The sequence below is a fragment of the Bradyrhizobium sp. USDA 3256 genome, assembly GCF_054058275.1.
This window is the reverse complement of the sequence record NZ_JBSSAE010000002.1, coordinates 2906397-2931944: the sequence shown is the minus strand read 5'-3', so window position 1 is coordinate 2931944 and position 25548 is coordinate 2906397. Positions and strand designations below refer to the sequence as shown.

The following is a 25548-nucleotide window of genomic DNA, read 5'->3' as shown; positions in this document are numbered from 1 at the left end:
ATGCGTGAGAGTCAGCTTCCTGGGGTCCAGGCGTGATAGTCGCCGGTCGCCTTGGGGCGGCGGCCGCTCGCCAGCGTCGAGCCGGACGGGCGGTAGGCCTGCGCGGTGCCGGTCAGGTTCGGCAGATGCGGCTTCTCCCATTCGCGCGCCTGGTAGCTCTGCTCGGTCGGCGGCACATCGACGGTGTGATGCAGCCAGCCGTGCCAGCCGGCCGGAATGCGGGAGGCTTCGGCGTAACCGTTGTAGACCACCCAGCGACGCTCGAAATGCAGCGTCGGATCGATCTCACCGCCCTTGGTGCGGTAATAGCGGTTGCCCTGCTCGTCCTCGCCGACCAGTTCGCCGAATCGCGAGGTCCACAATTGCGTGCCAAAGGTCTGGCCATTCCACCAGGTGAAGAATTTCAGCAGGAATTGTTTCATGCGTGGCCGGTCGTGGTTCGAGACTATGCGGCTCTGATGCCACCTCATTCCCCAAATGTCCAGCCGCCGCCAAGGTAGCCCCGCACCCCTCGGACAGCCCCCGGTTTATGCTCCCATTTGGCGACCAAATGACGCGGTCACGAGGAGTTTTGTTCAGCTGCCATACATGAGCCGCCGGCTACGCGAAGATGACCCACAATCAATGTGGAGCACGGGAACGTCCGACCACAGAGATGGTTAGACATTCACCGTTTTGATGGAGTCCAAAATGATCAATATGAAGGTTCTGAGCACCGCCGCGGCTCTGGCGCTTGCGCTGCCGTTGGCCGTGGCGCCGACCGTTTCGTTCGCCCAGTCTGCCGCACAGATGGGCGCGATGGGCGGCGGCGGTGGCCACGTTGGCGGCGGCGGCGGTGGTGGTGGTGGCTTTGGCGGCGGCGGCCGCGGAGGCGGAGGTGCCATGGGCGGCGGCGGTGGCGGCGGCTGGCACGGCGGCGGTGGCGGCGGTCACTGGGCCGGTGGTGGCGGCGGCGGTTGGCGCGGCGGTGGCGGCTGGCACGGGGGTTACCATCGTGGCGGCGGCTTCTGGCCCGGCGCGGTGGCCGGTGCGGTCGTCGGCGGCGCCCTCGCCTCGGGCGCGTATTATGGCTCCGGCTATTATGGCTACGGCCCCGGCTACTACGACGACAGCTACGGCTATTACGATGAACCGTCTGTCGCCGTAGAGGTGCCGAGCGGCGGCGGCGCCAGCTACTGCGCGCAGCGCTACAGGTCCTACGATCCTGCCTCGGGCACCTATCTCGGCTATGACGGCCGGCGGCATCCCTGCCCGTAAATGAAGGCCTGAATTCCTAATTGCAAAAGGGCGGCGCCAGCGCCGCCCTTTTTTCATGTACGCAAGTCTTATGTGCGCAAGGCGACCCCGACGGCCGCGAACGTCACCACGAGCGCTGCGATATCGCTCGCGCTGAGCGGCTCGCGCAGCATCGCCGCTGCCGCAAGCACGCCGACGACGGGGACCAGCAGCGTGCCGATCGACGCGGTCGCCGCCGGCAATCTCTCGAGCGCTGCAAACCAGCAGACATAGCAAAGGCAGAACTGGATCAACGTCATGTAGATCATCGACGCCCAGCCAAACTGCGACAGCGCGGCGAGCTGCGGCTGCTCGATCATGATGCCGATGATCGCGATCGGCACGCAGCCGATCGCAAGCTGCCAGGCCGCGAGCGACAGCGGCGGCATCGCGAGCTTGAACGATTTGGTCAGCACCGTGCCAAGCCCGACGCAGAGCGCGCCGGCGAGCGCGAACAGAATCCCCGGCAGCTTGCCAAGGCTTGCGTCGATGCCGCCGCCGCCGATCAGCGCCGCGATCCCGGCGAGCGCCACCGCAAGTGCAAGCGCGCGCGGCAGCGACACGCGCTCACCGAGCACCGGCCAGGCCACCAGCGCGACCCACACCGGAATCGTTATCCCGAGCACGGCCGCCTCGCTGGCCCGCAGCCAGATCAGCGCGAGGCCCATGGACGCGACCCAGCCGCCGATCGACAGCGTCGACACCAAAGCAAGCCGCAACCACATGCCGTCGGGCACGCGCAGCGTCTGTCCCCGCACCAGCGCGGTCAGGCCGAGCGCAACCGCGCCGACCACGCCGCACAGCCCGCGCGAGGACAGCGGCGGCCACTCCGTGAGCAGGAACTTCATGATCGGGAAGTTGAGTCCCCAGCCGATCGAGGCGACCACGAGGAATGTGAGGCCAAGCGGTGACAGCGGGGCGCGGCCGGCGACGGGAACTGCGGTCATGGACCTGTCGTAAAGGGGATGGACAAATACAAGTGATGTGTCACGGCTAGCTGGAAATCTGCTTGTCAGCAAACAGCATATGCATTCTATGATACAGACTTTCCGTCTAGGTTCCGCCTTAATTGACGAACAGGCCAAGCGAGTCGCCGGCACGCGAGGCCGTTAGAAAAAAGAGGATGCATCGTGCCGAGCGTTCTCGTGGTCGATGACGACCCGATGGTGTGCGTTGCCATCGAGGTGTGTCTGCAGCGCCAGGGCTTCGAGGTCACCGTCGCCGATGGCGGCGAAGCCGGCATGCGCGCGCTCGAGCAGGCCACCTTCGACGTCATGCTGGTCGACGTCTTCATGCCGCATATGCGCGGGTTCGAGGCGATCCGCGTCTTCCACGAGCGCGCCCCGGAAATTCCCGTCATCGCGATGTCGGGCTATGCCTTCGCCAATGCCGACCGCGCGCCGGACTTCCTGCGGATGACGATCGAGCTCGGCGCGTCCGCCTGCCTGCGCAAGCCGTTCACCCCGCAGGCGCTGATTGCCGCCGTTAACGAATGTCTTGCGAAGTATGCACCTTCCGCTCGTCTTTCGAAATAATTGCTCGTACTAATCGTCGATGGCTTCCCAGCGTCTCATTCTCGGCAGCGGCCTTGCGATCCTCCTCGTCATCAGCGCGGCGTCGATCGGGTTGGACGTCAAGTCGCGCAGCGAGATTGATTCGGTCGACCGCACGCTCAGCATCCTCAAGCGCATTTCGGACGCGCGTCAGCTGCCGCGCAGCGTCGAAAGCGCGGCGCGCGGTTTCGCGCTGACGGGCGATGCGTCCTTTGCCGACGAGTTTCGCGAGCAGAGCGCAGCCCTCACCTCGGCCTTCGACGACCTGATGGCCGCGGTGACGTCGGCGCCCGAGGAGGCGCAGCTGATCACGGGCACCAGGGTCGAGGTCCAGCGTGCCGTTGCGCTCGGCGCCGAACTGATCAGATTGCGCAGCGCGGGCGACACGGCCGGCGCCGCGGCGCTGGTCTCCGCGGGCGAGAGCCGGGCTCTGACCGACAAGGTCGGCGCGGCGCTCGACCGCCTGGTCACCGAAGAGCGCCGCCTGCTCCGGATTCGCACCGACCAGTCCAAGACCAACGGGCGGCTGCTGCTGATGATCGATCTCGCGGGCGTCGCGATGATCCTGCTGCTGGCGATCGCGCTGACGCTGACGGCCCGGCGCGCCAGCCGCGAACTGCAGGGCGCGCTCAGCGCAACCAAGGCGACCAATCTGTCGCTCGAGGGCAAGGTCGCCGATCGCACCAAGGATCTCGGCGCCGCGCTCGAAGAGCTCCGCCGCTCCACCTCGGTGATGGAAACCACCTTCCGCACCATGGCGGAGGCGGTGCTGGTGATCGACAGCGCCGGCACCGTGCTGCTGTCGAACCCGGCCGCCGAGAGCATGCTGCGCTACAAGCCGGGCATGTCGGTCCAGCGGCTGCGCGCGCTGAGCAACGTGTTCCAGGCCGACGGCGTCACGCCGATGCAGGCCGACGACATGCCGTCGGCCAGGGCGCTGCGCGGCGAGGAATTCGACGAACTGGAATTCGTCGCTAAGCCGGTCCGCGGCGCTCCCCCGATGCACCTCGTGGTGTCGGGCCGCCCGCTGCGCGATGGCGACGACACCGTCACCGGCGCGGCACTGATCTATCACGACATCACCGCCTCGCGCGAAACCGAGCACAAGCTGCAGCAGGCGCAGAAGCTCGACGCCATCGGCAAGCTGACCGGCGGCGTCGCGCACGACTTCAACAACATGCTGACGGTCATCACCGGCACCACCGAGACGCTGGTCGACAGCCTGCGCGCCCAGCCGCAGCTCGCGAAAACCGCCGAGCTGATCGACCGCGCCGCCGAGCGCTGCCGCGAGCTGATCCAGCATCTGCTCGCCTTCGCGCGCCGCCAGCCGCTGGAGCCGCGCACCGTCGATATCAACGGCACCGTGGTCGACATCGCCAAGCTGCTGCGGCCGACGCTCGGCGAGCAGATCGAGATCAATTCGGTGCTGGCGCCCGATGTCGCCAGCGTCCATATCGATCCGTCGCAGCTTGCCAACTCGCTGCTCAACATGGCGATCAACGCCCGCGACGCGATGCCGAACGGCGGCAAGCTGCTGTTCGAGACCAGCAACATCGTGCTCGACGACGCCTATGCGGCTGTTAATCCCGACATCACGCCGGGCCGCTACGTGCTGCTCGCGGTCAGCGACACCGGTACCGGCATGTCGCATGCGGTGCAGGACAAGGTGTTCGAGCCGTTCTTCACCACCAAGGAAGTCGGCAAGGGCTCCGGCCTCGGCATGAGCATGGTCTACGGCTTCGTCAAGCAGTCCGGCGGCCATATCAAGATCTACAGCGAGGAAGGCCACGGCACCACGATCAAGCTCTATCTGCCCCCTGCCCGCGGCCAGGTCGAGGTGGAGGCGCCCCCGCCGGAGCCGGTGCGGCGCGGCAGCGAAGTCATCCTGGTGGTGGAAGACGACCAGCTGGTGCGCAACTATGTGGTTACGCAGCTAGGCGCGCTCGGCTACAAGACCATCGCCGTGCCCGACGCCCGCGCCGCGCTGGCGCTGGTCGACAAGGGCGAGAAGTTCGACCTCCTGTTCACCGACGTGATCATGCCCGGCGGCATGAACGGCCGCCAGCTCGCCGACGAGGTCCAGAAGCGCCGGCCCGGCATCAAGGTGCTCTACACCTCGGGCTACACCGAGAACGCGATCGTGCATCACGGCCGCCTCGACGAAGGCGTGCTGCTGCTGGCCAAGCCCTACCGCAAGGCGCAGCTCGCCAGCATGCTGCAGCAGGCGCTCGGCGAGTGATGTGAGCTACCGCGTCGCCAGCGCGACGCCGGCGAGCGTGAACAGCAGCGCCACGATCTGGCTTGGCCCCAGCGGCTCGTGCAGTGCGACTGCGGAGGCCACCACGCCGATCACAGGTACCGCCATGGTGCCGATCGCCGCGACCGAGGCCGGCAGGCGCGCGAGCGCGGCGAACCACGCGACATAGGCGACGCAGAACTGGATCAGCGTCGAATAGACCAGCAGCCACCAGCCGACGGTCGTGATGCGGTCGAGATGCGTGGTCTCGATCACGAGGCCGACGATCGCGATCGGCACGCAGCCGAGGCCGATCTGCCAGGCCGCGGCCGGGATCGGCGGCATCACCAGCGGGTACTTCTTCGCCAGCACGGTGCCGAGCGCAAAGCCGAACGCGCCGCCGAGCGCCATGATGATTCCCGGCAGCTTCTCCTTGCTTGCGGTGATGCCGCTGCCGCCCATGATCGCGGCGAGGCCTGCAAAGGCCATCACCAGCGCGATGGTCCGCAGCAGCGTCGGCCGTTCGCCGAGCACCGGCCAGGCCAGCAGCGAGGCCCATACCGGCATGGTGTAGGCGATCAGCGCGGCCTCGCTCGCCGGCAGCCAGAGCAGCGCGAGCCCCATCAGCACCATCCAGCCGGTGACGTTGAGCGCCGCATACAGCACGAGCCGCGGCCACAGCCGGCTCTCGACATGCAGGCTCTGGGCGCGGATCAGCGCCAGCACCGCCAGCAGCACGGCGCCGATCACCCCGGTGGTACCGCGCAAGGTCAGCGGTGGCAGTTCGCCGAGCAGGAACTTGGTGGACGGCCAGTTGAACCCCCAGCCCACCGAGGTGATGGCGAGGAACATCAGGCCGGCGGGCGCAAGGCGCGGCCGCGCGGAAGGCTTCTGGACTGTCATGGAACCCGGCGGGGATGTGAGTCGGCCTCACCTTGCCCGCGATTTTGTCGCCCGACCATCACGGCTCTGACATGCCTGATCCGTACTTTGCCCGTAGGCCTACGTGAGTCCCCAAAATTCAATCCGGGACCGCGAATAAAAACTTCGCCTGTGAACAGCGGGGCGAAGCTCCGATCCACAGGCGATAGGAATTTTTTTGGCTTGGGAATCCCTGAGGACTCACCGATAGTTGGCTCGATCACAGGCGCGGCACCGACCCCTGTTATCCCCCTCTTTCCACCATATTTAGTGTTTGATTCAGAAACTCGTACTAGTCCTTGACGGGCGTGACGGACATGGCCTAGCTTTCAACCTGTTCGGCGCGAGTGTGTTTGGGTCCCCGCCGGTCGCTCCCACAAGGGTTCCAAAATGACCACTCCGCCAGGCCTTTGGGCCGCGGGCGAAGGGCTTCTCTGCCCTGATTTTGGGCCACCGTCGGGGACGACAAACGGGCCGCGAAGGACCCGGAAACAGAGGCCGTAACCGGCCCGCGAAGAAGCGTTGGCGTGACGTGTCGCGTGAAGCGTTTTGGGGCGTTGAATGCATGACCCGGAGCACCCGACCAGTCGGGCGCCGCGCCGGGACGATGCCTCCGCAGGGCCGGGTCAAACCGGCGCCGAACGGATGAGAGAAAACAGGCCGGGTCCACCGGCTGAGCTGCGGATGACGGGAGGCATGCTGACGCGTGTTCCCTGAGTCCGCGAACAGACAACATTCCGGCGCCTGCGGACAAACGTGGGGCCGGGCAGAAGAAGAGACGGGGCTCGACCATGCGAATCGAACGACGCAACACCACCAGCGGACAATCTCCCTATGCCGGGATCAATTTCCGCCTGACCACCTCAGAGATCCGCAATCCGGACGGCTCGGTCGTGTTCCGCGCCGAGAACGTCGAGGTTCCGGAGTTCTGGTCGCAGGTCGCCTCCGACGTGCTGGCGCAGAAGTATTTCCGCAAGGCGGGCGTTGCCGCGCGCCTGAAGAAGGTCGAGGAAGAGACCGTGCCGTCGTGGCTGTGGCGTTCGGTGCCCGACACCGAGGCGCTTGGCCTCCTGCCGGAGAACGAGCGCATCGTCGGCGAGACCTCGGCCAAGCAGGTGTTCGATCGCCTCGCCGGCTGCTGGACCTATTGGGGCTGGAAGGGCGGCTACTTCTCCACGGAAGAAGACGCCCTCGCCTTCTTCGACGAACTGCGCTTCCAACTGGCGAAGCAGATGGTCGCGCCGAACTCGCCGCAGTGGTTCAACACCGGTCTCCATTGGGCCTATGGCGTCGATGGTCCGGGCCAAGGGCATTACTATGTCGATTGGAAAACCGGCAAACTGACAAAATCGAAGTCGGCCTATGAGCATCCGCAGCCGCATGCCTGCTTCATCCAGGGCGTCGGCGACGACCTCGTCAACGAGGGCGGTATCATGGACCTCTGGGTGCGCGAGGCGCGCCTGTTCAAGTATGGCTCCGGCACCGGCTCCAACTTCTCGAGCCTGCGCGGCGAAGGCGAAAAGCTGTCCGGCGGCGGCCGCTCGTCGGGCCTGATGAGCTTCCTCAAGATCGGCGACCGCGCCGCGGGCGCGATCAAATCGGGCGGCACCACGCGCCGCGCCGCCAAGATGGTCGTGGTCGACGCCGATCACCCCGATATCGAGACCTATATCGACTGGAAGGTGAAGGAGGAGCAGAAGGTCGCAGCTCTCGTCACCGGCTCCAAGATCAACCAGAAGCATCTCAAGGCCGTGATGAAGGCCTGCGTCAACTGCGAAGGCAGCGGCGACGACTGCTTCGATCCCGAGAAGAACCCGGCGCTCCGCCGCGAGATCAAGCTCGCCCGCCGCGCGCTGGTGCCGGACAACTACATCAAGCGCGTCATCCAGTTCGCCAAGCAGGGCTACAAGGATATCTCGTTCGACACCTACGACACCGACTGGGATTCCGAGGCCTACCTCACCGTCTCCGGCCAGAACTCCAACAACTCGGTGTCGCTGAAGGATGACTTCCTGCGCGCGGTGGAAACGGACGGCGACTGGAATCTGGTCGGCCGCACCACGAAGAAGGTGACGAAGACGCTGAAGGCCCGCGACCTCTGGGAGAAGATCGGCTACGCCGCCTGGGCGAGCGCCGATCCCGGCCTGCACTTCAACACCACGATGAACGACTGGCACACCTGCAAGGCGTCCGGCGACATCCGCGCGTCCAATCCGTGCTCGGAATACATGTTCCTGGACGACACGGCGTGCAACCTCGCCTCGGCCAACCTGCTGACGTTCTACAGCACCACCACCAAGCGGTTCGACATCGAGTCCTACGAGCACCTGTGCCGGCTCTGGACCATCGTGCTCGAAATCTCGGTCATGATGGCCCAGTTCCCGTCGAAGGCGATCGCCGAACTGTCCTACGAATTCCGCACCCTCGGCCTCGGTTTTGCAAATATCGGCGGCCTCTTGATGACCATGGGCCTGCCGTATGACTCGAAGGAAGGCCGTTCGCTGTGCGGCGCGCTGACCGCTGTGATGACCGGCATCTCCTACAAGACCTCGGCCGAGATGGCGGCCGAGCTCGGCACCTTCCCGGGCTACAAGAAGAACGCCGCCCACATGCTGCGCGTGATCCGCAACCACCGCCGCGCCGCCCACGGCAACGCCACCGGTTACGAGGCGCTCTCGGTCAACCCGGTGCCGCTCGACCACGCCTCCTGCCCGCAGCAAGACATCGTCACCCATGCCAGGCTGGCCTGGGACGACGCGCTGGCGCTCGGCGAGGTCAACGGCTATCGCAACGCCCAGACCACCGTGGTGGCGCCGACCGGCACCATCGGCCTCGTGATGGATTGCGACACCACCGGCATCGAGCCCGACTTCGCGCTGGTGAAGTTCAAGAAGCTCGCCGGCGGCGGCTACTTCAAGATCATCAACCAGGCGGTGCCCTCGGCGCTGCGCGCGCTCGGCTATCGCGAGAGCGAGATCGCGGAGATCGAGGCCTACGCCGTCGGCCACGGCTCGCTGTCGAATGCGCCCGGGATCAACGCCTCGACGCTGAAGGCCAAGGGCTTCACCGATGAAGCCATTGCCAAGGTGGAAAAAGCGCTGCCGACCGCGTTCGACATCAAGTTCGCCTTCAATAAGTGGACCTTCGGCGAAGACTTCATCCGCGACCAGCTCGGCATCGGCGCGGAAGCGATCGCAGCCCCCGGCTTCGACCTGCTCCAGGCCGTCGGCTTCACCAAGCGCGAGATCGAGGCCGCCAACGTGCACATCTGCGGCGCGATGACGGTCGAAGGCGCCCCGCATCTGAAGGCCGAGCACTACCCGGTGTTCGACTGCGCCAATCCCTGCGGCAAGATCGGCAAGCGTTACCTCTCGGTCGAGAGCCACATAAGGATGATGGCGGCCTCGCAGCCGTTCATCTCGGGCGCGATCTCCAAGACCATCAACATGCCGAACGACGCCACGGTGGAGGACTGCAAGTCCGCCTATTTGCTGTCGTGGAAGCTGGCGCTGAAGGCCAACGCGCTGTACCGCGACGGCTCGAAACTGTCGCAGCCGCTCAACTCGCAGCTCATCTCCGACGATGAGGACGAGGACGATGCGGTGGAGGCGCTCTACGAGAAGCCGATGGCGGCGCGTGCCGCCCAGGTCTCGGAGAAGATCGTCGAGAAGCTGGTCGAGCGCATCGTCGTGATGCGCGAGCGCGAGAAGATGCCTGACCGACGCAAGGGCTACACCCAGAAGGCGGTGGTCGGCGGCCACAAGGTCTACCTGCGCACCGGCGAATATGACGACGGACGGCTCGGCGAGATCTTCATCGACATGCACAAGGAAGGCGCGGCGCTGCGCTCCTTCATCAACAATTTTGCGATCGCAGTATCCCTGGGTCTGCAATACGGCGTGCCGCTGGAAGAGTATGTCGACGCCTTCACCTTCACCCGCTTCGAGCCCGCGGGTCCCGTGCAGGGCAACGACTCGATCAAGTACGCGACCTCGATCCTCGACTATGTCTTCCGCGAGCTCGCGGTGAGCTACATGGCGCGCTTCGACCTCGCCCATGTCGATCCGAACGAGTCGGGCTTCGACGCGCTCGGCAAGGGCGTCGAGGAAGGCAAGGAGCCGGATGAGGCCCCGGCCCAGCATCAGGCCACAAAGTACCTGTCGAAGGGCCTGACCCGGTCGCGCACCGACAACCTCGTCGTCATGCGCGGCGGCTCGGCCGCGGTGAGCCAGGGCGCCGACAACGCGCCCGCCGGCAACCGCGTCACCGCGCTCGCCTCCCACGGCGCAACCTCGCGCGGTGCCTCCGACACCGTCGAAGGCGCGGTCGCCCTGAAGCAGGAAGTAAGCCACGACCTCTCGCCGACCGAGAAGCTCGAGGCATTGAACTGGAGCAAGCCCGGCACCGCCGCGGCCGCCGCCCCGTCCAAGGCGGAGCGTCGCGCCGAAGCAAAGGCCAAGGGCTATGAGGGCGAGATGTGCTCGGAGTGCGGCAACTTCACGCTGGTGCGGAATGGGACGTGTATGAAGTGCGATACGTGCGGAAGCACGACGGGGTGTTCGTAGGGCGGCACGCTTTCCGAGGCAGCAATAACGGCGCATTTTGCGCCGTTATTGACTTGGCGGAACAAAGCATGAATAGTGCGAAGCGTACTACAGGTTGTACATCAAAACTGCGAGTCAGACTGTGGCACTAACAAACGCCTATCCTCGTCAACAACGCGGGCGTTGGTGGCGGTGGGCCCTATGGCACCTGGACCGACGCGTCGTGGGATTGGACTCTTGGTGTCAACCTGATGGCGACCATTTGGGGAATCGAGATTTTCGGGCCGTTGATAGAGCAGCATGGCGAGGGTGGACACATCGTCTCCACAGCCTCGATCGCCGGTCTTATTTCAGGGGCGAGCAACGCATACAATGTTTCAAAATACGGCGTTGTCGCGCTATCCGAGGGCCTGCGGCTTGAACTCGCGCCGCGAGGGATCGGCGTATCGGTGCTGTGTCCCGGGTTCATCCGCACGCAAATCGTGAACTCGAGGCGCAACCTTCCCGAGCGCTTCGAGGGGGCGGTCAGTACCTTGCCGACGTCGGGCCCAATTGCCGAGCAGATCAATCTGATCCGCCAACGCGTCTCCGAGGGCATCGATCCCAACTATGTCGGTGAGCTCGTCCGCGAAGGCATCGAAAACGACTGGCCCTATATCTTCACCGACCTCGAATTCGAGCCGATTGTCGACGCGCGCTTCGCCGCAATCAAGCAAGGCTTCGACCGGATCCGCGGGCGCACCCCGAAGCGATGAGCGCGCAGCAAGCGTAGCCTCGGATGAGCCAACGGGTCGCGCGAATGCGCGCCCGATGACAGGCTCCGCGACATCCGAGACCAGCATCACAGGACGTTGCCACCCGATCCCGCATGTCGCTTCGCTCATGCGGGCTACCGGCTGGCACGCTTTTCAAGAAGCAGCGTGCGGTCGGCGATGTCCTTCAATTCGAACGCCTGGGAGTCGAGGAACGCGACGGACCCGTTGTTGGGGTCCGCGGCGAGGCGATGGGTTTCGCTGAGATGATGCTTCAGCCAGGCCCGCTGTTCTCCGAGCAATTGCGCGTGCGCCTCGCCCTTCGAGCTGGCGAGAAGGGCTTGATAGGCGGTGTTGAGCCGCGTGTCCCACTTGTCGATTTCGGTCTTGCCGCAATCGAGCATCTTCGTTGACACGCCTTCTGCCTTGTCCATGCACGCATCATACTCGGCGCTTTGCTGCGCGCGGACCGATGAAGTCCCGAGCACGAGCATGGAAGCAACAATGACAAGCCTTCGCGAAAGCATCACCACGTCCAGATCACCCTGCCTGCGTCCTTCGACAACCATCGCCGCACAAAGGCGTCCCTGGCGACGGCCGGCGCCGCTTACGCCGGCAGCACGATCACCTTCGTTTTGACGGGCGTTCGCGAATAGAGGTCGATCATGTCCTGACTAAGGAGGCCGGTACAGCCGCTCGTAATGCCGTTCCCGATCGTTTCGGGGGCGCTGGTGCTGTAGATCGTGTAAAGCGTGTACGCCCCATTCTGGTAGAGGTAGAGCACGCGCGCGCCAAGTGGATTGTCGAGACCTCCCGGCATGCCGCGAGCATATTTGCCCGCCTCCGGCTGGCGCGCGATCATCTCCTTGGGCGGCGTCCAGGTCGGCCATTCGGCTTTGCGCCCGACGTAAGCCTCCCCGCTCCACCGGAACCCATCGCGGCCGACATTGGCGCCATAGCGGGTCGCGTTTCCTTCGCCTTCGATGCGGTAGACATAGTATTTGCTCGGATCGACGATGATCGTCCCGGGCGCCTCAGCGCTGTCGTACTTCACTGTCTTGCGAAAATATTTCGGATCGACCTTGCTGACGTCCACCGCGGGGATCGGGAATTTCTCGTCGGGCACCGGCCCGTAGACCTTCTGCGCCTCGGCCAGGCTCATGTAGTCGGATGCGCAACCGGCCAGGCTCAGTGCGGCGAGACCGGCAGCAGAGCCGACCAGAAACGCCCGGCGGTTGAGAAGCCGCGACCGAGGTCCGGGCAGAGCGCCCTCGCTCATCGCACCGGTGTCGGCAATTCCACGGTCCATGATCATGATTTCGGATCTCCCCTTGTCCCGTTGCGCGGCCGGAGCAGACTTTGGCATACAGTAGAAAGGAAAAGAAAAGTTCTTCGTCATTGTCTGAGGTTGACCAACAGACGGTCTTGTGAAGCCTCCCCGGGAACAATGCAAGAACTTCGGCGGGTTACGCTTCCGCCTTCGCTCAATGAGCGACGGCAGGCAAGTCGCTAACCCGCCCTACCCGCTGTCTGTCTATGGAAGCGCGCGACGCGCTTCCATAGGCCTCACGCCGCCTTCGCGGTCTTGTCTTCCGCCGGCGCGGCTTCCATCGCGCGCATGTAGAGATCGCGCAAGCTTTCACGCTCGTCGTCCTGGTCCTGCTTGCGCAGCTTGATGATCTCCTTGAGGATCTTCACGACGAAACCTTCGCCCTTCGCCTCCGAGAACACTTCCTTCTTCTGCTCGCTCAGTTCCTGCATTTCGGTGTCAAAGTTCTCGATCCGCTCGACGAAGGACGAATTTTTCCGCCGGGAATGGTGATGTCAGCTCGCAGGGCGGATTAGCGACTTGTCCGCCGTAGCTCATTGAGCGAAGGCGGAAGCGTAATCCGCCATTGCGTCGTTAAAGGTCGGCGGGTTACGCCTTCGGCTAATCCGCCCTACGCGATGGCAACAACTGATTGATCACGTTTCTATGCGATTGATCTGCGGCGCTTTGTCGGACCAAATTAGTATGGAATCACTGCCCCACCACCCTGCCGCATTCCATGCGGGAAATGAATCGAAGGTGAAAACCCAATGAGACGCGTTGTCCAGGCTTCGCTCGGACTCCTCGCATGGAGCATTCTCCAAACCTCGCCCGCATCCGGCCAGCTCAAGGGCAACGCCGACAACATTTGTCGGAACGGATATTTCCCGCGCGAGAGCACCGACTACAGGCTGGCGAAGATCAAAGGCGCAGCCGGCGACAGGATCTATTTCCGCGGCGATGGCAACGAGCGTTGCCCCGACGACCAAGTCTGTCGTCTGAAAACTTATGTCGTTCGCAACGATGAAGTCATTGTTTCCCGGACGTCAGGCAAGTTCGCATGCAGTTGGTTTCAACCTCGCAAGGGCACTGAGACGGTCGGCTGGATCGAGATCGAAAGGCTTGCGTGGCAGGAGGACATACGACGACCGGCAGAACGGGATTGGCTCGGCGAATGGCGTGCCTACGACAACGTCATTCGCATCTCGAAATCGAAAGAGGCAGGTCAGCTGGCCATCAAGGGCGAGGCCATTTGGGGTTCGGGCAGCCGCACCCATTCCGGCGAGCTTGATTACGAAGCAAAACCTTCAGGCGATAAGATGAAATTCGGTGACGGGACGGACGAACTCGACTGTCAGGTCACGATGCAGCTCGTCGGCAAGTTACTGGTTGTCGGCGACAACCTCCATTGCGGCGGGACAAACGTCTCATTTTCAGGTGTCTACCAAAAGAGACCGACGCGATGAGCATCTCGCGGCTCGTAGGGCGGATTAGCGCAGCGTAATCCGCCCTTCGTGGCGGTAACGCCGAGCGGCGGGTTACGAGGAGTCTATCATCGGACACGCGCTCCGCGCGATCCGTTGGCGAACCCACCCTACTCGTTACGTGCTTGTTCGTTTCGCTCAGGCCGCATTCGCTGCCTTGTCCGGCGGCGCGGTTTCCATGGCGCGCATGTAGAGATCGAGCAAATTTTCACGCTCGTCGCGCTCGTCCTGCTCCTGCTTGCGCAGCTTGATGATCTCCTTGAGGATCTTCACATCAAAACCTTCGCCCTTCGCCTCGGAGAAGACTTCCTTCTTCCGCTCGCTGAGTTCCTGCATCTCAGTGTCACGGTTCACGATCCGCTCGACGAAGGAACGAATTTCCGCCGGGAATGGTGATGTCAGACATGGTGCCTGCTGCTGAATGAGGTCGTGAAAATGAGAGCAAAGAAAAGAGATGACCAATGTCTTGAGCAAACGGCATCGCGGCGGCTTGTTCATAGCTTGAACCATGCATTGCTTCGGCGCCCTCACCCACACCGTCATCGCCCGGCTCGACCGGGCGATCCAGTACGCCGCGGCCTTTCGGCTCCAGCACCGGCGTCTCTGGAATACTGGATCACCCGCTTTCGCGGGTGATGACACCGACCTAGCAGTTTGACAGGAGAATCAAGTCGATCCGTCATCCCCGGGAGCATTGTGCCACGCAGCTGAGGTATTTTTTGACGACCTCGCAATGGCATCATCGCATGCGTCACAAATCACTCAGGTATCGCCTGCCACCCGCAACGTGATCCGGGTCAATTCCGACGGGCGGCCGAGCCGCAAGGCAAAGCCCGGCCATAGCGCGGTGCCGTTGTTGACGTAGAGCGTCATCCCGTCGACGTCGTAGAGGCCCGAGACGAAGCCGGCATTGGCGCGCGCGGCGAGGCGGTCGATCCCCAGGATCAATCCGCCATGGGTGTGTCCGGAGAGCTGCAGGGCGACGCCGAGCCGGGCTGCCTTTCGTGCGTCGCTCGGCTGGTGGTCGAGCAGGACGATGGGCGCGCCGTTGGGGGCGCCGTCGAGAACCGCGGCAAGGTCGCGGATGGAATGCCCCCTGTGGCGCGACGCGCGGTCGGTAATCCCCGCGATCACCAGGCGGCCAGCACCGCGTTCGAGCACGATGTGCCGGTTCTCGAGTGAGCGCAGGCCGAGCGTTTCGTAGTGCGCCATCCAGCCGTCATAGCCGAAGATATATTCGTGATTGCCCGAGATCACGTACACGCCATCGCCCGCCATCAGATCGCGCAGCGGCGCGATGTCGTTGCGCCGCGCATCGATGGTGCCGTCGATCAGGTCGCCGGTGATCGCGATCAGGTCCGCGCCGAGCTTGTTCGATCGCTCGACCACGGCGCGCGCCCACGGCGCCGGAAACAGCCGGCTGATGTGCAGATCGGTGAGTTGCAGGATGGTGTAGCCGTCGAACTGAAGCGGAAGTCCGCGGATCCCGACCTCGACGTCCCTGAGCGGTGGAATGCGCATCGCCTGATGGACGCCGATCGCGGCGGCTGCGGCCGCGAGCGCGGCAAGTGCGTAGCGGACGCCATCAGGCGCGCCGACGAACCCGCCGTGGATCAGCGCGGCCACCAGCAGCCCGGCATCGAGTGCCAGTTGCAGCAGCGCCAGCAGCATGATCGCGCCGAACGCCCAGTTGAACAGGACAACCACCGGACGCGGAAACTCCGGCGAGAATTCCGATCCCGACGACAGCCTGTTCCAGCGGTGAAACTGCAAGGCGACCAGCACGAACAACGCCGCGACGATCTTTGCCGTGAGCGGCCAGTCGAGCGGCCAGATGAAGCGGGCCAGGATCAGCAGGCTGGTCAGGCCGAAGATGAGCTGGGGAATAGGTCTCGCTCCGGATCGGATCGGTTAAGGCTGCGGGGTCGGCACTCAGCGAAGGTAGGGTGGATCGGCAGCGCGCGTAAGGCGCCATCGTCAGCACATTTTCGGCAAGTTGCGCTTCGCGGAAGCGCCCTGCGCGCACACGGCCGCCGCCCCGCACAGCCGAGGGCCGCGTTGAAGCTTTGGTTGAGGTCCCCAGGCGCCTCCCCGCATGGGCATCATCAGCCGTTCCTTCGGAAATAGAACTTGAACGTCGCTCATTTTCGCCACGGCCGCAATCGTCTGGGGGCTGACGCGTCGATTCTCCGATGGCGGTCGGGTTCGGCAGATTGACCCACACTTTCGCGTGGCTGCGAGCGCCCGGGCTATTTCGGAATAATGGAAAAGTACCGCTGATTTGCCCGACGCGTCAAGTCGTACTTCCGAGTGCCGGCGGCAACCTACTTTGCATGGGGTTGTTTTCGATATTTTGGGTGGGCAGCTCTGCTTCCTCGGTCGCATCGGGCGGATTGACCCGCGTGGCGACCGCATCCATATGCATCTGCATGAACCGGCAGCTCCCCGCCGTTTCGCACCCACCTGGACACAGCCAAATACCATCGGCTCCCCGTCCCTAACGCTCCGGAGTCGCCGTGGCCGCCCTGTCCATTCTCGATCTCGTCCGCGTCACCGAGGAAACCGACGCGCGCGGCGCGCTCTATAACGCGCGCGATGTCGCCGTGCATGCGGAGGCGCTCGGCTATCGCCGCATCTGGGTGGCGGAGCATCACAACATGGCGGGCATCGCCAGCGCCGCGACGTCGGTTGTGATCGGGCACATCGCTGCGGGCACCAAGACCATCCGGGTCGGCGCCGGCGGCATCATGCTGCCGAACCACGCGCCCTATGTCATTGCCGAGCAGTTCGGCACGCTGGCGCGGCTGTTTCCTGACCGCATCGACCTTGGCCTCGGCCGCGCGCCGGGCACCGACCAGCTCACGCTGCGCGCGCTGCGCCGCACGCCGGAAGCCGCCGAGAACTTTCCGCAGGACGTGCTCGAGGTGCAGGCCTTCCTCGCCGCGGCCGGCCCCAACCAGCGCATCCAGGCGGTGCCGGCCGCGGGCACCGACGTGCCGCTGTGGATTCTCGGCTCGAGCAATTTCGGCGCGATGCTGGCCGGCGAGCTCGGCCTGCCCTACGCCTTCGCCTCGCACTTTGCCCCCGAGCTCTTGATCCAGGCGCTGCAGATCTACCGCGCCCGCTTCAAGCCGTCGGAGCAGCTCGACCGCCCCTACACCATGGTCGGCGTCAACATCATCGCCGCCGACACCGACGAGGAGGCGCGGCGGCTGGCGACCACGCAGCAGATGTCGTTCACCAACATCTTCCGCGGCGCGCGCGGCCTCAGTCAGCCGCCGATCGACGACATCGAGAGCTACTGGTCGCCGTCGGAGAAGGTGCAGGCGATGCGGATGCTCGCGCGCTCCATCATCGGCTCGCCCGCGACGGTGCGCGCCGGCATCGACGCGCTGGTCGCCGAGACCGGCGCCGACGAGCTGATGATCGTGTCCGACGTCTACGATCACCAGAAGCGGCTGCGATCGTTCGAGCTGATCGCCAAGGCCGGCGGGATCACTTGAGCAGGCCGGCGGGCGCCTGCGACTGCGCGAGCTGGCCGAGCGTCACGCTCAGCGAATTCGGCGCATTGTCCCGCAGCATCGAAAGCTTGACCGAACTGCCCGGCGCCCCAGCATAGACCTTCTTGGTCAGCTCGTTGGCGCTCTTGATCGGCTCGTCATTGACCGAGGTGATCACGTCCCCTCGCCTCAATCCGGCCTTCGCCGCCGGGCCACCGGTCTGCACGCCGACCACGACCGCGCCGTGCAGATTGTCCGCACTTAAGCTTTCGGCAATGCCGGGGGTGATCGATTGAATCTGGGCGCCCATCCAGCCCCGCGTGACCGTGCCCTTGTCCTTCAGCTGCGGGATCACCGTCTTCACGGTATCGGCGGGTATCGCAAACGCGACACCGACCGAGCCGCCGGAGGGCGAGAAGATCAGGCTGTTCACGCCGATCACCTCGCCATGCGTGTTGAAGCTCGGCCCGCCGGAATCGCCACGGTTGATCCGCGCGTCGATCTGGACGAAATCTTCCGAAGACCCCGTCTCCAGGTCGCGCGCTCGCGCCGAGACGATCCCCGCGGTGACGGTGTTTCCGAGGCCGAATGAATTGCCGGCTGCGAGCACCCAATCGCCGGTGCGCGGCGCTTGATCCGCGAGCTTGACATAGCTGAAGTCGGTCCGCCCATCGACCTTGAGCAGAGCCAGGTCGCTGACCGGATCCTTGCCCAACACCTTCGCCTTGTAGACCTTGTTGTCGCTGGTGCGAACGTCGGCGCGGTCGCTGCCGCCGAGGACGTGATTGTTCGTCACCGCATAGCCGTCCGCCGAGATGAAGAAGCCCGAACCGATCGAAGTCATCTCGCCCAGCTTCGGCAGATTGCCCGGTCCGCGCTTGCCGGGATTCGGAACGGCCCTCCCCGGCGTGTCCTGATCGGGCGAGCCGTCCGGCCCAAGAGAACCGCCGGGGGAGTCGCCGGGAGAAGAATCGTCATCATCCGCCGCTGCCGCCACCTTGGCGTTGACGCCAATCACGGCCGGCCCGACCCTCTCCGCAAGGTCGGCGAACTCGCCAGGACCACCATTGCCATGATCCGCGCGCGAATTCACTGGCTGTGCGCGGGCAAGACTTGCGCTCACAAGGCTTGCGCCCACCAGCAACGCCGACGTGAAGGCAGCGGTGACGAGCGACGTGCGAAGGCAGACGAAGGCCGGATTTCTCTGATTCATCTTCTGCGTCCATGTTTGGGATCAGCCGATTGCTCCTGGATGAATTGCCGCCCGGACGCGACGATCAGTGAACCGTTCCCTGCAGCACAGGGGCGCAATGCCGAGCGACGAACGGCAACGGATAGCGGCGCAGACCGTTCCACCGGCATCCGCGGGTGGACGGGCGGCTCGCCACCTTTGCGCCGCTTTGCGCATCAAATCGCCGGGTTTTCGCTTGCTTTGCCCGCCTGTGCCCCTACGGTGCGCCCGCAACGACGGAGACGATCTCGACCATGGACGCCGCAATGAACTGCCCGAAATGCAATTCCGAGCATGCCTATCAGGACGGCGCTCTCTGGGTCTGCCCGGAATGTGCCCATGAGTGGAGCAGCGATGCGGCCGCGGCCGCCGAGACCGCGCAGGAAGCGGGCGTGCGCGACGCGCACGGCAACCCGCTGACGGACGGCGACAGCGTCATCGTGATCAAGGACCTCAAGGTCAAGGGCTCGTCGTCGGTGGTCAAGGGCGGCACCAAGGTCAGGAACATCCGCCTCACCGAGGGCAGCGACGGACACAACATCGCCTGCAAGATCGACGGCATCGGCGCGATGAATCTGAAATCGGAGTTCGTCAAGAAGGCCTAGCGTAGCCCAGCTTACGCATCCGCCAGCGCTTTCGCCGGTGAGACGGCAGCCTTCGCAATGTGCCGGTTCTTGTCGTCGACCAGCACGACCCGCGGATGAAATTTGCGCGCCTCGTCGGCGTCGAAGCTGGCATAGGCGACGATGATGACCTTGTCGCCGGCCATGGCGAGCCGCGCGGCCGCGCCGTTGAGGCCGATGGTGCCCGATCCCACCGGCGCCTCGATCACGTAGGTCGAGAAGCGCGCGCCGGTGTCGATGTTATAGATGTCGACGCGTTCATTGATGAGAAAACCGGCGGCCTCGATCAAATTGCGGTCGATCGAAATCGACCCCTCGTAATGCAAGTCCGCTTCGGTGACGTGCGCGCGATGAATCTTGCCTTTCATCAAAGTCACTTGCATCGAGACCATCCCGTATCGTTGCGTCGGAATTTTCCGCGCCGCCAATAACGGCGCGCCGCCTCCGCGTCAACGTTGTCCGCTCCCGCGTTCGCTTCAAGCGCAGTTCCGCCGCGGTGGGTTTGTCCTGAAATCGCCGACCGCGCCGGTCTGCAATGCTCCGCGCCGCCCAAATCGGAGAATGAATGCGCTACGGCGAAGCCTTTCCGGAGCAGGCTATTATTTGTGACCCGGTGACCAACCCTACTCCGGCTTGCTCGCAATCTCGTTCGCCGAGACCAGGATCACTTCGCCGTCGAGGATCGGCTTCGCGATCTCAAAGAACCGCGCCACAGCCGGCGAATTGTTGTGCCGGTCCATGGCCGCCTGATCGAGATATCGTTCATAAGTTGCAAACCCGCAGGGATCGGCTGCATCCTGCGAGACGTAGTAGCCGACGGTGGACGGCTCGTTGGCGCGGACATGCTCGACGACGTCGAGCAATGCCTGACGCATCGTCGCCTCATGGCCCTTCTTCGCGCGGATGATCGCCGTGATTGTCAGCATGCATTCTCTCCGGAGATTTGGTAGCCTGTAGGACGGGTTTCGTGGAGTTTATCATCGCGTCGCGCGGACCCGTTGGTTCTGCCCATCCTACACGCTTTTTTCTCGCTCACACCCTGCTCAACGCCTGCGCGATGTCGGCCACCAGGTCGGACGGATGCTCGATCCCGATCGAGAGCCGGATCGTCGAATCCAGCACGCCGATCCGCTTGCGGATATCGGCCGGCACGCCGGAATGCGTCATGGTGGCCGGCAGGCTCGCGAGCGACTCGGTGCCGCCGAGACTGACTGCGAGCTTGAAAATCTGCAGCGAGTTGAGGAATTTCTCCGCCGCCTGCTGCCCGCCGACGATGTCGAACGAGAAGGTCGAACCGGCGCCGCTGCTTTGGCTCGCGAACACGCGGCCCGCGGGGGATGCCGGATCGTGATGGCCGAGGTAATGCACCTGCGCCACCTTGGGATGGTCGCGCAGATAATCGGCGACGATCCGCGCGTTGCGGTCGGCCTTTTCCATGCGCAGGCTGAGCGTTTCCAGCGAACGGCTGATCATCCAGCAGGAATGCGGATCGAGCTGGGTGCCAATCGCGCCGCGCAGCGCCTTGACATCCTTCATCAGCTTCTTCGAGCCGAGCGCCGCGCCTGCGATCAGGTCGGAATGGCCGCCGACATATTTCGTCAGCGAGTACAGCGAGAGATCGGCGCCGTGCTCGATCGGCCGCTGAAACACCGGCCCGAGCAGCGTGTTGTCGCAGGCGATGATCGGCGTATGGCCCTGTGCCTTGCCGATCGCGTCGGCGATGCGCCGCGTCAGCGCGATATCGACCAGGCCGTTGGTCGGATTGGCCGGCGTCTCGATGAAGATCATCGCGACACGCCCCTTCTTCATCGCCTCGTCGGCAGCGGCGCGAATGACACTTTCGTCGAGGCCGTCGGCAAAGCCCACGGCGTGAATCGAGAAGCCCGCCAGCGTCCTGGCGAACAGCGTCTCGGTGCCGCCATAGAGCGGCTGCGAATGCAGGATCACGTCGCCGGGCCGCGCGAAGGCCAGCACCGTGGTCGAGATCGCCGACATGCCGGAGGAGAACAGCGCGCAGCTCTCGGTGCGCTCATAGATCGCAAGCCGGTCCTCGACGATCTCGCTGTTCGGATGATTGAAGCGCGAATAGACCAGCCCCGCCCCCATGCCTTCCGGAGGCTCGCGCCGGCCCGCGACAAAGTCGAAAAAGTCCTTGCCGTCCTCGGCGGTGCGGAACACGAAGGTCGAGGTCAGGAACACGGGCGGCTTGACGGCGCCCTCCGACAGTTGCGGATCGTAGCCGTAGTTCAGCATCTGGGTTTCCGGATGCAGCAGGTGATTACCGATATGGGTTTTGGATGGAAACGGTTTTGTCATGGCCGGTCTCCTGTTCACGGGCCGCCGCGCTGGCGGCGATTCCCGGAATGATGGGACCAGCATACCCCAGCTTTATGCCATTCAGCCAAAGCACGGCATCAGACAGTTCTGGATAACGAACGGCCGGCGTGCACCCTGCTCCGCCGGCCGTTTCGAATTTTCACGCAGTGGTGAAGACGCGGGTTACCAGCCGCGATCCACGTTGCGCACCTCGCCGGTCCGCGCGTCGACATCGACCTGCATCCAGCGGCCGAGGCGGTCACGCCCCTCGACCTCCCACTCGTCGCCGAGGAACTGGGTGTTGGACACCGTCACGATGCCGAGACCGGTCGCGACATCGAGCGCGGCCTCCATCGAGATCTGACTGCCGGAATCGTAGGCCATCGCCGGCGTCGCTGCGCCGATCGCCAGGGCCGCGATCGCGGGAATAATGAAACTTCGCATGGCTCACTCCTCATGGAACGGGATGTTATGCCGCATCAAACGAGCGGCGCCCCCAATCAGTTCCGACAACAGGGGTGACGAAGCAGCGCGAAACTTCGGCAGTTGCGGCGATTTGGTGGCGGTTCCGGTTTCATCGACGCGCGCCGTTCGCCTTGCGCGCTCGCTTCTTCCACATTCGAAATCCGCCCTCGAATGCGTTGGCGTTGTCGCCGAACCTCACCTTGGGCGGCGGGTTGTCGACCTTGTCGGCATTGCCGCCGCCGAGCACGATGTACTCGGGCTCCAGCGCGGCGGACAGCCGCGCGATGACGTCGTCGACGCTCTTGCGCCACTTCTTCCGGCCGCGCCGCTCGAGACCCGCGGCGCCGACATAATCCTCGAACGTCGCGCCCTTGCGGTACGGCAAATGACCGAGCTCCATCGGCTCGTAAACACCATCCACGATCATCGCCGAGCCGAGGCCGGTGCCGAGGCCGAGAAACAGCATCCGGCCGCCCTGATAACTGCCGATCGCCTGCATCAGCGCATCGTTGACGACCCTGGTCGGGCGGCCGAACGCGCGGTGAAAATCGAAACCGGCCCAGCCGCGGCCGAGATTGTGCGGCTCGGTCAGCGGACGGTTGTGAACGACGGGTCCCGGATAACCGACCGAGATCACGTCATAGGACCAGTCCTTGGTCAGCAACTTGACCTGCCGCACCATCTCGGTCGCGGACAGAGTTGGACCCGACTCGAATTCGCGCTTGACGCGCTCCTTGTCGGTCATGACCTTCACATGCGTGCCGCCGACGTCGATCGCCAGCACGGTGCGGCGCGACGCGGGCCCGTTCGTCTTCTTGCTGGTCTTGTTGCCTGCCTTCTTGGCCATCAATCCGCTCTCCTATGCGCGCCGAGTGGAGCAGAGAAACATATCGCGCGCCACAGCGACGTTCTGCATCTGACTCCAATTTGTTCGCGAAGAACGAATCGGAATCAGGAAAATCGGCGCGATCCAGATGTTAACAACGCACATACATCGACCGCATCCGAACAATCGATGTTGTATCATGATGGGATTATTGCTCTCGGCACGCAACATCGCGGCGCATCTCAAGCGCACTGCGTTCTCCCGCATCACTGATCGATCGATGAGTCGCACCGCGGCCACGTTCTCGATCCGACTCCAGTTTGTTCGCGCGAAACGAATCGGAATCGAAAAATCGGCGCGAAACGATTCTTAACAATAGGTTTGCGCGACTTCGATGCCGCGGCACTTTGTACGGCGGATGCACGCAAGCCTAACCTAATCGGACATCCACCGACGACGTCACTGCGTCGGGTTACTCCGCGCCAATTATCGGCCGCGCTTCGCGCGGTCCGGTCGGGTCGCCCGCCCTGCACGCTGAGCGAGCCGCCAGCTCTTGAGATGAAGCCAGAGCGCTTCCGCCACCGGTCCGTGCGAATGCTGGCGATGGCGGACTGCCGCAAGATTTTCCTCGCGGCCCGGAAAATTCGGTCCGGCGATGCTGATCAGCCTGCCGTCCCGCAGCTCGTCCTCGATCAGCCATGCGGGCAGATGGCCCCAGGCGAGACGATGCAGGATCAGCTCCTTCTTCATCATCTGGTCCGGCACGCTACACTGGTGCGCACCTTCGATCAGGAAGAAGTTTTCCGACGACGCTCGCCGCGCCGTGTCGCGGATGACGCACTGCGTGAAGGGGCGCATCTGCTCCGGCGTGACCTTCTTCGTCCGCGCAAACGGCAGAAAGCCGGGAGCGACGACCGGCACCATGGCCGTGGTCGAGAGCTTGACCTGTTCGAATCGCGGATCGGACGGCTCCGCGCGATGAAACACCAGATCGGCGTTGTCATCGATCAGGCGCTCGAGCGGTCCGCCGACCGCCTCATATTCGAGGTGCAGGCGCGTGTTGGGATAGCGGGCAAAGAACTCCGACAGCATCTGCAGCACCGGCGGCCGCGGGCACAGGTCGCCGATGACGACACGCAGGACGACCTCTTCTCCGCCGGCAAGCTGCTCCGCATAGCCCTGCAGCAGATCGAGTTCGCGCAGCGTCACCTGCGCGCGTGCGTGAAACGTCCGGCCGGCGTCCGTCAGCCCGATACGGTATCCGCTGCGATCGAATAGCGTGAGGCCGAGCTGCTGCTCGAGCCGGGCGACCGCCGCGAACACCGACGGGTGCGACCGGTTCAGCGCCGTGCCGGCGGCCTGAAAGCTTCCCTTGGTCGCGACAGCGTCAAAGCAACGCAAATCGTGCAGCTTGATCCGATCCATTGTCCATAAACCCTACAGAGTTTGATCAAACTTAGTAATTTTTCTTCGGAGGCGCGAGTCCTAGCCTGGCTCGACGCGAAGCCTGCCGGCTTCCACCAGCACAAGGGACTGATGAGATGAGCGGCGAACGACACTTCACCACGGCGGACGGCTGCCGGATTGCGTACCGTATCGACGGTCCCAACGATCGGCCGGTGCTCGCGCTGTCGAACTCGATCGCCACCAACCTGCACATGTGGGATCGTTCGATGCCGGCCCTCAGCCGGTCGTTTCGGGTGCTCCGCTACGACACCCGCGGTCACGGCGGGTCGGACGCGCCCACGGGCGCCTACTCGATGGACCGGCTCGGTCGCGATGTGGTCGAATTACTCGACGCCCTCGGCATCGATCGGGCGCATTTCCTCGGCCTGTCACTCGGCGGTTTCGTCGGGCAGTGGCTCGGCATCTTCGCGCCTGACCGCATCGACCGCCTGATCCTCTCGAACACCTCGTCCTATCTGGCGTCCGAACTGCCGTTCGACGAGCAGATTCGCGCGGTGCTTGCGGCCAAGGACATGAATGGAATCGCGGATGGCTTCATGCGCAACTGGTTTCCGGCGGCGATGCTGGCCACGCCGAACGAGGTCGTCGACGAATTCCGCAACATGGTGCTGACCACGCCGCCGCGCGGTCTCGCCGGATGTTACGCCGCACTGCGCGACGTCGATCTCCGCCGCGTCATCTCGCTGATTGCGGCGCCGACCCTGGTGATCGGCGGCGAGAGCGACACCGTCACGCGGGCCAGCCACAGCGCTGATATCGCCGCGACAATCACCGATGCCAAGCTCGTTCTGCTGCCCGGCGTTCACATCCTCAATATCGAGCAGCGGGATCGATTCAACCGAGAGGTCGTGAGCTTCCTGGCGCTCTCCGCCACATGACTGCGTAGCCCGGATGAGCGAAGCGACATCCGGGACCGCTCGAAGAGTACGCGATCAGGCCCCGCATATCGCTTCACTCATGCGGGCTACATGGATCACGCACCACATGTTCCCCATTCGACTCCATTTTGTTCGCAAAGAACGAATCGGAATCGAGTAAATCAGCGC

The 25548-nt window shown here is 64.2% G+C and carries 24 protein-coding genes and 1 pseudogene; 9 read left to right on the top strand and 16 right to left on the bottom strand.

Annotation, left to right across the window (positions count from 1 at the left end):
• Window positions 1-11: 11 nt before the first annotated feature.
• Window positions 12-422 carry an NADH:ubiquinone oxidoreductase subunit NDUFA12 gene (locus tag ACVWY5_RS15400; protein ID WP_028332270.1) on the bottom strand — a complete coding sequence of 137 codons (411 nt, stop codon included), beginning with the start codon at window positions 420-422 and terminating at the stop codon, window positions 12-14.
• A gap of 268 nt (window positions 423-690) precedes the next feature.
• Between ACVWY5_RS15400 and ACVWY5_RS15395 the strand changes: the two genes are divergently transcribed.
• The gene (locus ACVWY5_RS15395) at window positions 691-1257 is read left to right on the top strand and encodes a BA14K family protein (RefSeq protein ID WP_028332271.1); all 567 of its coding nucleotides are present in this window, start codon (window positions 691-693) and stop codon (window positions 1255-1257) included.
• Between the two features lie 68 nt (window positions 1258-1325).
• Here ACVWY5_RS15395 and ACVWY5_RS15390 read toward each other — a convergent pair whose 3' ends face one another.
• The gene (locus ACVWY5_RS15390) at window positions 1326-2222 is read right to left on the bottom strand and encodes a DMT family transporter (RefSeq protein ID WP_028332272.1); all 897 of its coding nucleotides are present in this window, start codon (window positions 2220-2222) and stop codon (window positions 1326-1328) included.
• A gap of 183 nt (window positions 2223-2405) precedes the next feature.
• Here ACVWY5_RS15390 and ACVWY5_RS15385 point away from each other — a divergent pair, with 183 nt between their 5' ends.
• Window positions 2406-2810 (top strand): response regulator, encoded by a 405-nt coding sequence (locus ACVWY5_RS15385; RefSeq protein ID WP_028332273.1) that lies wholly within the window; start codon window positions 2406-2408, stop codon window positions 2808-2810.
• Window positions 2811-2829: 19 nt separating this feature from the next.
• Window positions 2830-5067: a CHASE3 domain-containing protein gene (locus ACVWY5_RS15380; protein WP_028332274.1), complete on the top strand. Its 2238-nt coding sequence runs from the start codon at window positions 2830-2832 to the stop codon at window positions 5065-5067.
• A 6-nt stretch (window positions 5068-5073) separates the two neighbouring features.
• Here ACVWY5_RS15380 and ACVWY5_RS15375 read toward each other — a convergent pair whose 3' ends face one another.
• Complete coding sequence (locus tag ACVWY5_RS15375; RefSeq protein ID WP_028332275.1) at window positions 5074-5967, bottom strand: DMT family transporter; 894 nt, start codon at window positions 5965-5967, stop codon at window positions 5074-5076.
• 809 nt (window positions 5968-6776) lie between these two features.
• Between ACVWY5_RS15375 and ACVWY5_RS15370 the strand changes: the two genes are divergently transcribed.
• Both ACVWY5_RS15370 and ACVWY5_RS15365 read left to right on the top strand, forming a co-directional pair.
• Window positions 6777-10550: a vitamin B12-dependent ribonucleotide reductase gene (locus ACVWY5_RS15370; RefSeq protein WP_028332276.1), complete on the top strand. Its 3774-nt coding sequence runs from the start codon at window positions 6777-6779 to the stop codon at window positions 10548-10550.
• Window positions 10551-10690: 140 nt separating this feature from the next.
• A complete protein-coding gene (locus ACVWY5_RS15365; protein WP_321177290.1) occupies window positions 10691-11284 on the top strand; it encodes an SDR family NAD(P)-dependent oxidoreductase in 594 nt (197 codons plus the stop codon).
• A gap of 134 nt (window positions 11285-11418) precedes the next feature.
• Here ACVWY5_RS15365 and ACVWY5_RS15360 read toward each other — a convergent pair whose 3' ends face one another.
• From ACVWY5_RS15360 to ACVWY5_RS15350, 3 genes are all read right to left on the bottom strand, one after another.
• Complete coding sequence (locus ACVWY5_RS15360; RefSeq protein ID WP_321177258.1) at window positions 11419-11850, bottom strand: lysozyme inhibitor LprI family protein; 432 nt, start codon at window positions 11848-11850, stop codon at window positions 11419-11421.
• 38 nt (window positions 11851-11888) lie between these two features.
• Window positions 11889-12596: a L,D-transpeptidase gene (locus ACVWY5_RS15355; RefSeq protein ID WP_028332278.1), complete on the bottom strand. Its 708-nt coding sequence runs from the start codon at window positions 12594-12596 to the stop codon at window positions 11889-11891.
• A gap of 251 nt (window positions 12597-12847) precedes the next feature.
• Window positions 12848-13042 carry a GapR family DNA-binding domain-containing protein gene (locus ACVWY5_RS15350; RefSeq protein ID WP_283090530.1) on the bottom strand — a complete coding sequence of 65 codons (195 nt, stop codon included), beginning with the start codon at window positions 13040-13042 and terminating at the stop codon, window positions 12848-12850.
• Window positions 13043-13360: 318 nt separating this feature from the next.
• Here ACVWY5_RS15350 and ACVWY5_RS15345 point away from each other — a divergent pair, with 318 nt between their 5' ends.
• Window positions 13361-14056 carry a hypothetical protein gene (locus ACVWY5_RS15345; protein ID WP_028332279.1) on the top strand — a complete coding sequence of 232 codons (696 nt, stop codon included), beginning with the start codon at window positions 13361-13363 and terminating at the stop codon, window positions 14054-14056.
• A 156-nt stretch (window positions 14057-14212) separates the two neighbouring features.
• Here the strand turns inward: ACVWY5_RS15345 and ACVWY5_RS15340 are convergent.
• The 3 genes and pseudogenes from ACVWY5_RS15340 to ACVWY5_RS15330 form a co-directional block, all read right to left on the bottom strand.
• Window positions 14213-14480, bottom strand: a pseudogene (locus tag ACVWY5_RS15340) (DUF2312 domain-containing protein).
• A gap of 356 nt (window positions 14481-14836) precedes the next feature.
• Entirely contained in the window at window positions 14837-15961 is a 1125-nt protein-coding gene (locus tag ACVWY5_RS15335; protein WP_028332280.1) for a metallophosphoesterase, read from the bottom strand.
• Between the two features lie 406 nt (window positions 15962-16367).
• Window positions 16368-16505: a hypothetical protein gene (locus ACVWY5_RS15330; RefSeq protein WP_321177257.1), complete on the bottom strand. Its 138-nt coding sequence runs from the start codon at window positions 16503-16505 to the stop codon at window positions 16368-16370.
• A gap of 85 nt (window positions 16506-16590) precedes the next feature.
• On the opposite strand from ACVWY5_RS15330, the gene ACVWY5_RS15325 reads away from it, so the two are divergent.
• Entirely contained in the window at window positions 16591-17577 is a 987-nt protein-coding gene (locus ACVWY5_RS15325; RefSeq protein WP_028332281.1) for an LLM class flavin-dependent oxidoreductase, read from the top strand.
• Here the strand turns inward: ACVWY5_RS15325 and ACVWY5_RS15320 are convergent.
• Window positions 17570-18787, bottom strand: a complete 1218-nt coding sequence (locus ACVWY5_RS15320; protein ID WP_051376005.1) for a trypsin-like peptidase domain-containing protein — start codon at window positions 18785-18787, stop codon at window positions 17570-17572. The genes ACVWY5_RS15325 and ACVWY5_RS15320 overlap by 8 nt on opposite strands.
• A 272-nt stretch (window positions 18788-19059) precedes the next feature.
• Here ACVWY5_RS15320 and ACVWY5_RS15315 point away from each other — a divergent pair, with 272 nt between their 5' ends.
• On the top strand, window positions 19060-19410 hold the full coding sequence (locus ACVWY5_RS15315; RefSeq protein ID WP_028332282.1) for a zinc ribbon domain-containing protein YjdM: 351 nt from the start codon (window positions 19060-19062) through the stop codon (window positions 19408-19410).
• A gap of 11 nt (window positions 19411-19421) precedes the next feature.
• Here the strand turns inward: ACVWY5_RS15315 and panD are convergent, their stop codons facing one another.
• From panD to ACVWY5_RS15285, 6 genes are all read right to left on the bottom strand, one after another.
• Entirely contained in the window at window positions 19422-19811 is a 390-nt protein-coding gene (gene panD, locus ACVWY5_RS15310) for an aspartate 1-decarboxylase (RefSeq protein WP_051376016.1), read from the bottom strand.
• A gap of 240 nt (window positions 19812-20051) precedes the next feature.
• Window positions 20052-20354: a putative quinol monooxygenase gene (locus tag ACVWY5_RS15305; protein ID WP_028332283.1), complete on the bottom strand. Its 303-nt coding sequence runs from the start codon at window positions 20352-20354 to the stop codon at window positions 20052-20054.
• A 106-nt stretch (window positions 20355-20460) separates the two neighbouring features.
• Window positions 20461-21744 (bottom strand): cystathionine gamma-synthase family protein, encoded by a 1284-nt coding sequence (locus tag ACVWY5_RS15300; RefSeq protein WP_028332284.1) that lies wholly within the window; start codon window positions 21742-21744, stop codon window positions 20461-20463.
• Window positions 21745-21927: 183 nt separating this feature from the next.
• Window positions 21928-22188, bottom strand: coding sequence for a PepSY domain-containing protein (locus ACVWY5_RS15295; RefSeq protein ID WP_028332285.1), 261 nt, complete (start codon window positions 22186-22188; stop codon window positions 21928-21930).
• 130 nt (window positions 22189-22318) lie between these two features.
• Window positions 22319-23056 (bottom strand): ROK family protein, encoded by a 738-nt coding sequence (locus ACVWY5_RS15290; RefSeq protein ID WP_028332286.1) that lies wholly within the window; start codon window positions 23054-23056, stop codon window positions 22319-22321.
• A 465-nt stretch (window positions 23057-23521) separates the two neighbouring features.
• On the bottom strand, window positions 23522-24460 hold the full coding sequence (locus ACVWY5_RS15285) for a LysR family transcriptional regulator (RefSeq protein ID WP_028332287.1): 939 nt from the start codon (window positions 24458-24460) through the stop codon (window positions 23522-23524).
• Window positions 24461-24576: 116 nt separating this feature from the next.
• On the opposite strand from ACVWY5_RS15285, the gene ACVWY5_RS15280 reads away from it, so the two are divergent.
• Window positions 24577-25380 (top strand): alpha/beta fold hydrolase, encoded by an 804-nt coding sequence (locus ACVWY5_RS15280; protein ID WP_028332288.1) that lies wholly within the window; start codon window positions 24577-24579, stop codon window positions 25378-25380.
• Window positions 25381-25548 lie beyond the last annotated feature (168 nt).

Coding starts and splice junctions, on each gene's coding strand:
- ACVWY5_RS15395 (WP_028332271.1), top strand. CDS start 691: ATGATCAATATGAAGGTTCTGAGCACCGCCGCGGCTCTGGCGCTTGCG.
- ACVWY5_RS15300 (WP_028332284.1), bottom strand. CDS start 21,744: ATGACAAAACCGTTTCCATCCAAAACCCATATCGGTAATCACCTGCTG.
- ACVWY5_RS15370 (WP_028332276.1), top strand. CDS start 6,777: ATGCGAATCGAACGACGCAACACCACCAGCGGACAATCTCCCTATGCC.
- ACVWY5_RS15390 (WP_028332272.1), bottom strand. CDS start 2,222: ATGACCGCAGTTCCCGTCGCCGGCCGCGCCCCGCTGTCACCGCTTGGC.
- panD (WP_051376016.1), bottom strand. CDS start 19,811: ATGCAAGTGACTTTGATGAAAGGCAAGATTCATCGCGCGCACGTCACC.
- ACVWY5_RS15280 (WP_028332288.1), top strand. CDS start 24,577: ATGAGCGGCGAACGACACTTCACCACGGCGGACGGCTGCCGGATTGCG.
- ACVWY5_RS15375 (WP_028332275.1), bottom strand. CDS start 5,967: ATGACAGTCCAGAAGCCTTCCGCGCGGCCGCGCCTTGCGCCCGCCGGC.
- ACVWY5_RS15315 (WP_028332282.1), top strand. CDS start 19,060: ATGGACGCCGCAATGAACTGCCCGAAATGCAATTCCGAGCATGCCTAT.
- ACVWY5_RS15345 (WP_028332279.1), top strand. CDS start 13,361: ATGAGACGCGTTGTCCAGGCTTCGCTCGGACTCCTCGCATGGAGCATT.
- ACVWY5_RS15360 (WP_321177258.1), bottom strand. CDS start 11,850: ATGGTTGTCGAAGGACGCAGGCAGGGTGATCTGGACGTGGTGATGCTT.
- ACVWY5_RS15305 (WP_028332283.1), bottom strand. CDS start 20,354: ATGCTGACAATCACGGCGATCATCCGCGCGAAGAAGGGCCATGAGGCG.
- ACVWY5_RS15400 (WP_028332270.1), bottom strand. CDS start 422: ATGAAACAATTCCTGCTGAAATTCTTCACCTGGTGGAATGGCCAGACC.
- ACVWY5_RS15295 (WP_028332285.1), bottom strand. CDS start 22,188: ATGCGAAGTTTCATTATTCCCGCGATCGCGGCCCTGGCGATCGGCGCA.
- ACVWY5_RS15290 (WP_028332286.1), bottom strand. CDS start 23,056: ATGGCCAAGAAGGCAGGCAACAAGACCAGCAAGAAGACGAACGGGCCC.
- ACVWY5_RS15380 (WP_028332274.1), top strand. CDS start 2,830: ATGGCTTCCCAGCGTCTCATTCTCGGCAGCGGCCTTGCGATCCTCCTC.
- ACVWY5_RS15320 (WP_051376005.1), bottom strand. CDS start 18,787: ATGAATCAGAGAAATCCGGCCTTCGTCTGCCTTCGCACGTCGCTCGTC.
- ACVWY5_RS15350 (WP_283090530.1), bottom strand. CDS start 13,042: ATGCAGGAACTGAGCGAGCAGAAGAAGGAAGTGTTCTCGGAGGCGAAG.
- ACVWY5_RS15285 (WP_028332287.1), bottom strand. CDS start 24,460: ATGGATCGGATCAAGCTGCACGATTTGCGTTGCTTTGACGCTGTCGCG.
- ACVWY5_RS15330 (WP_321177257.1), bottom strand. CDS start 16,505: ATGCAGATGCATATGGATGCGGTCGCCACGCGGGTCAATCCGCCCGAT.
- ACVWY5_RS15355 (WP_028332278.1), bottom strand. CDS start 12,596: ATGATCATGGACCGTGGAATTGCCGACACCGGTGCGATGAGCGAGGGC.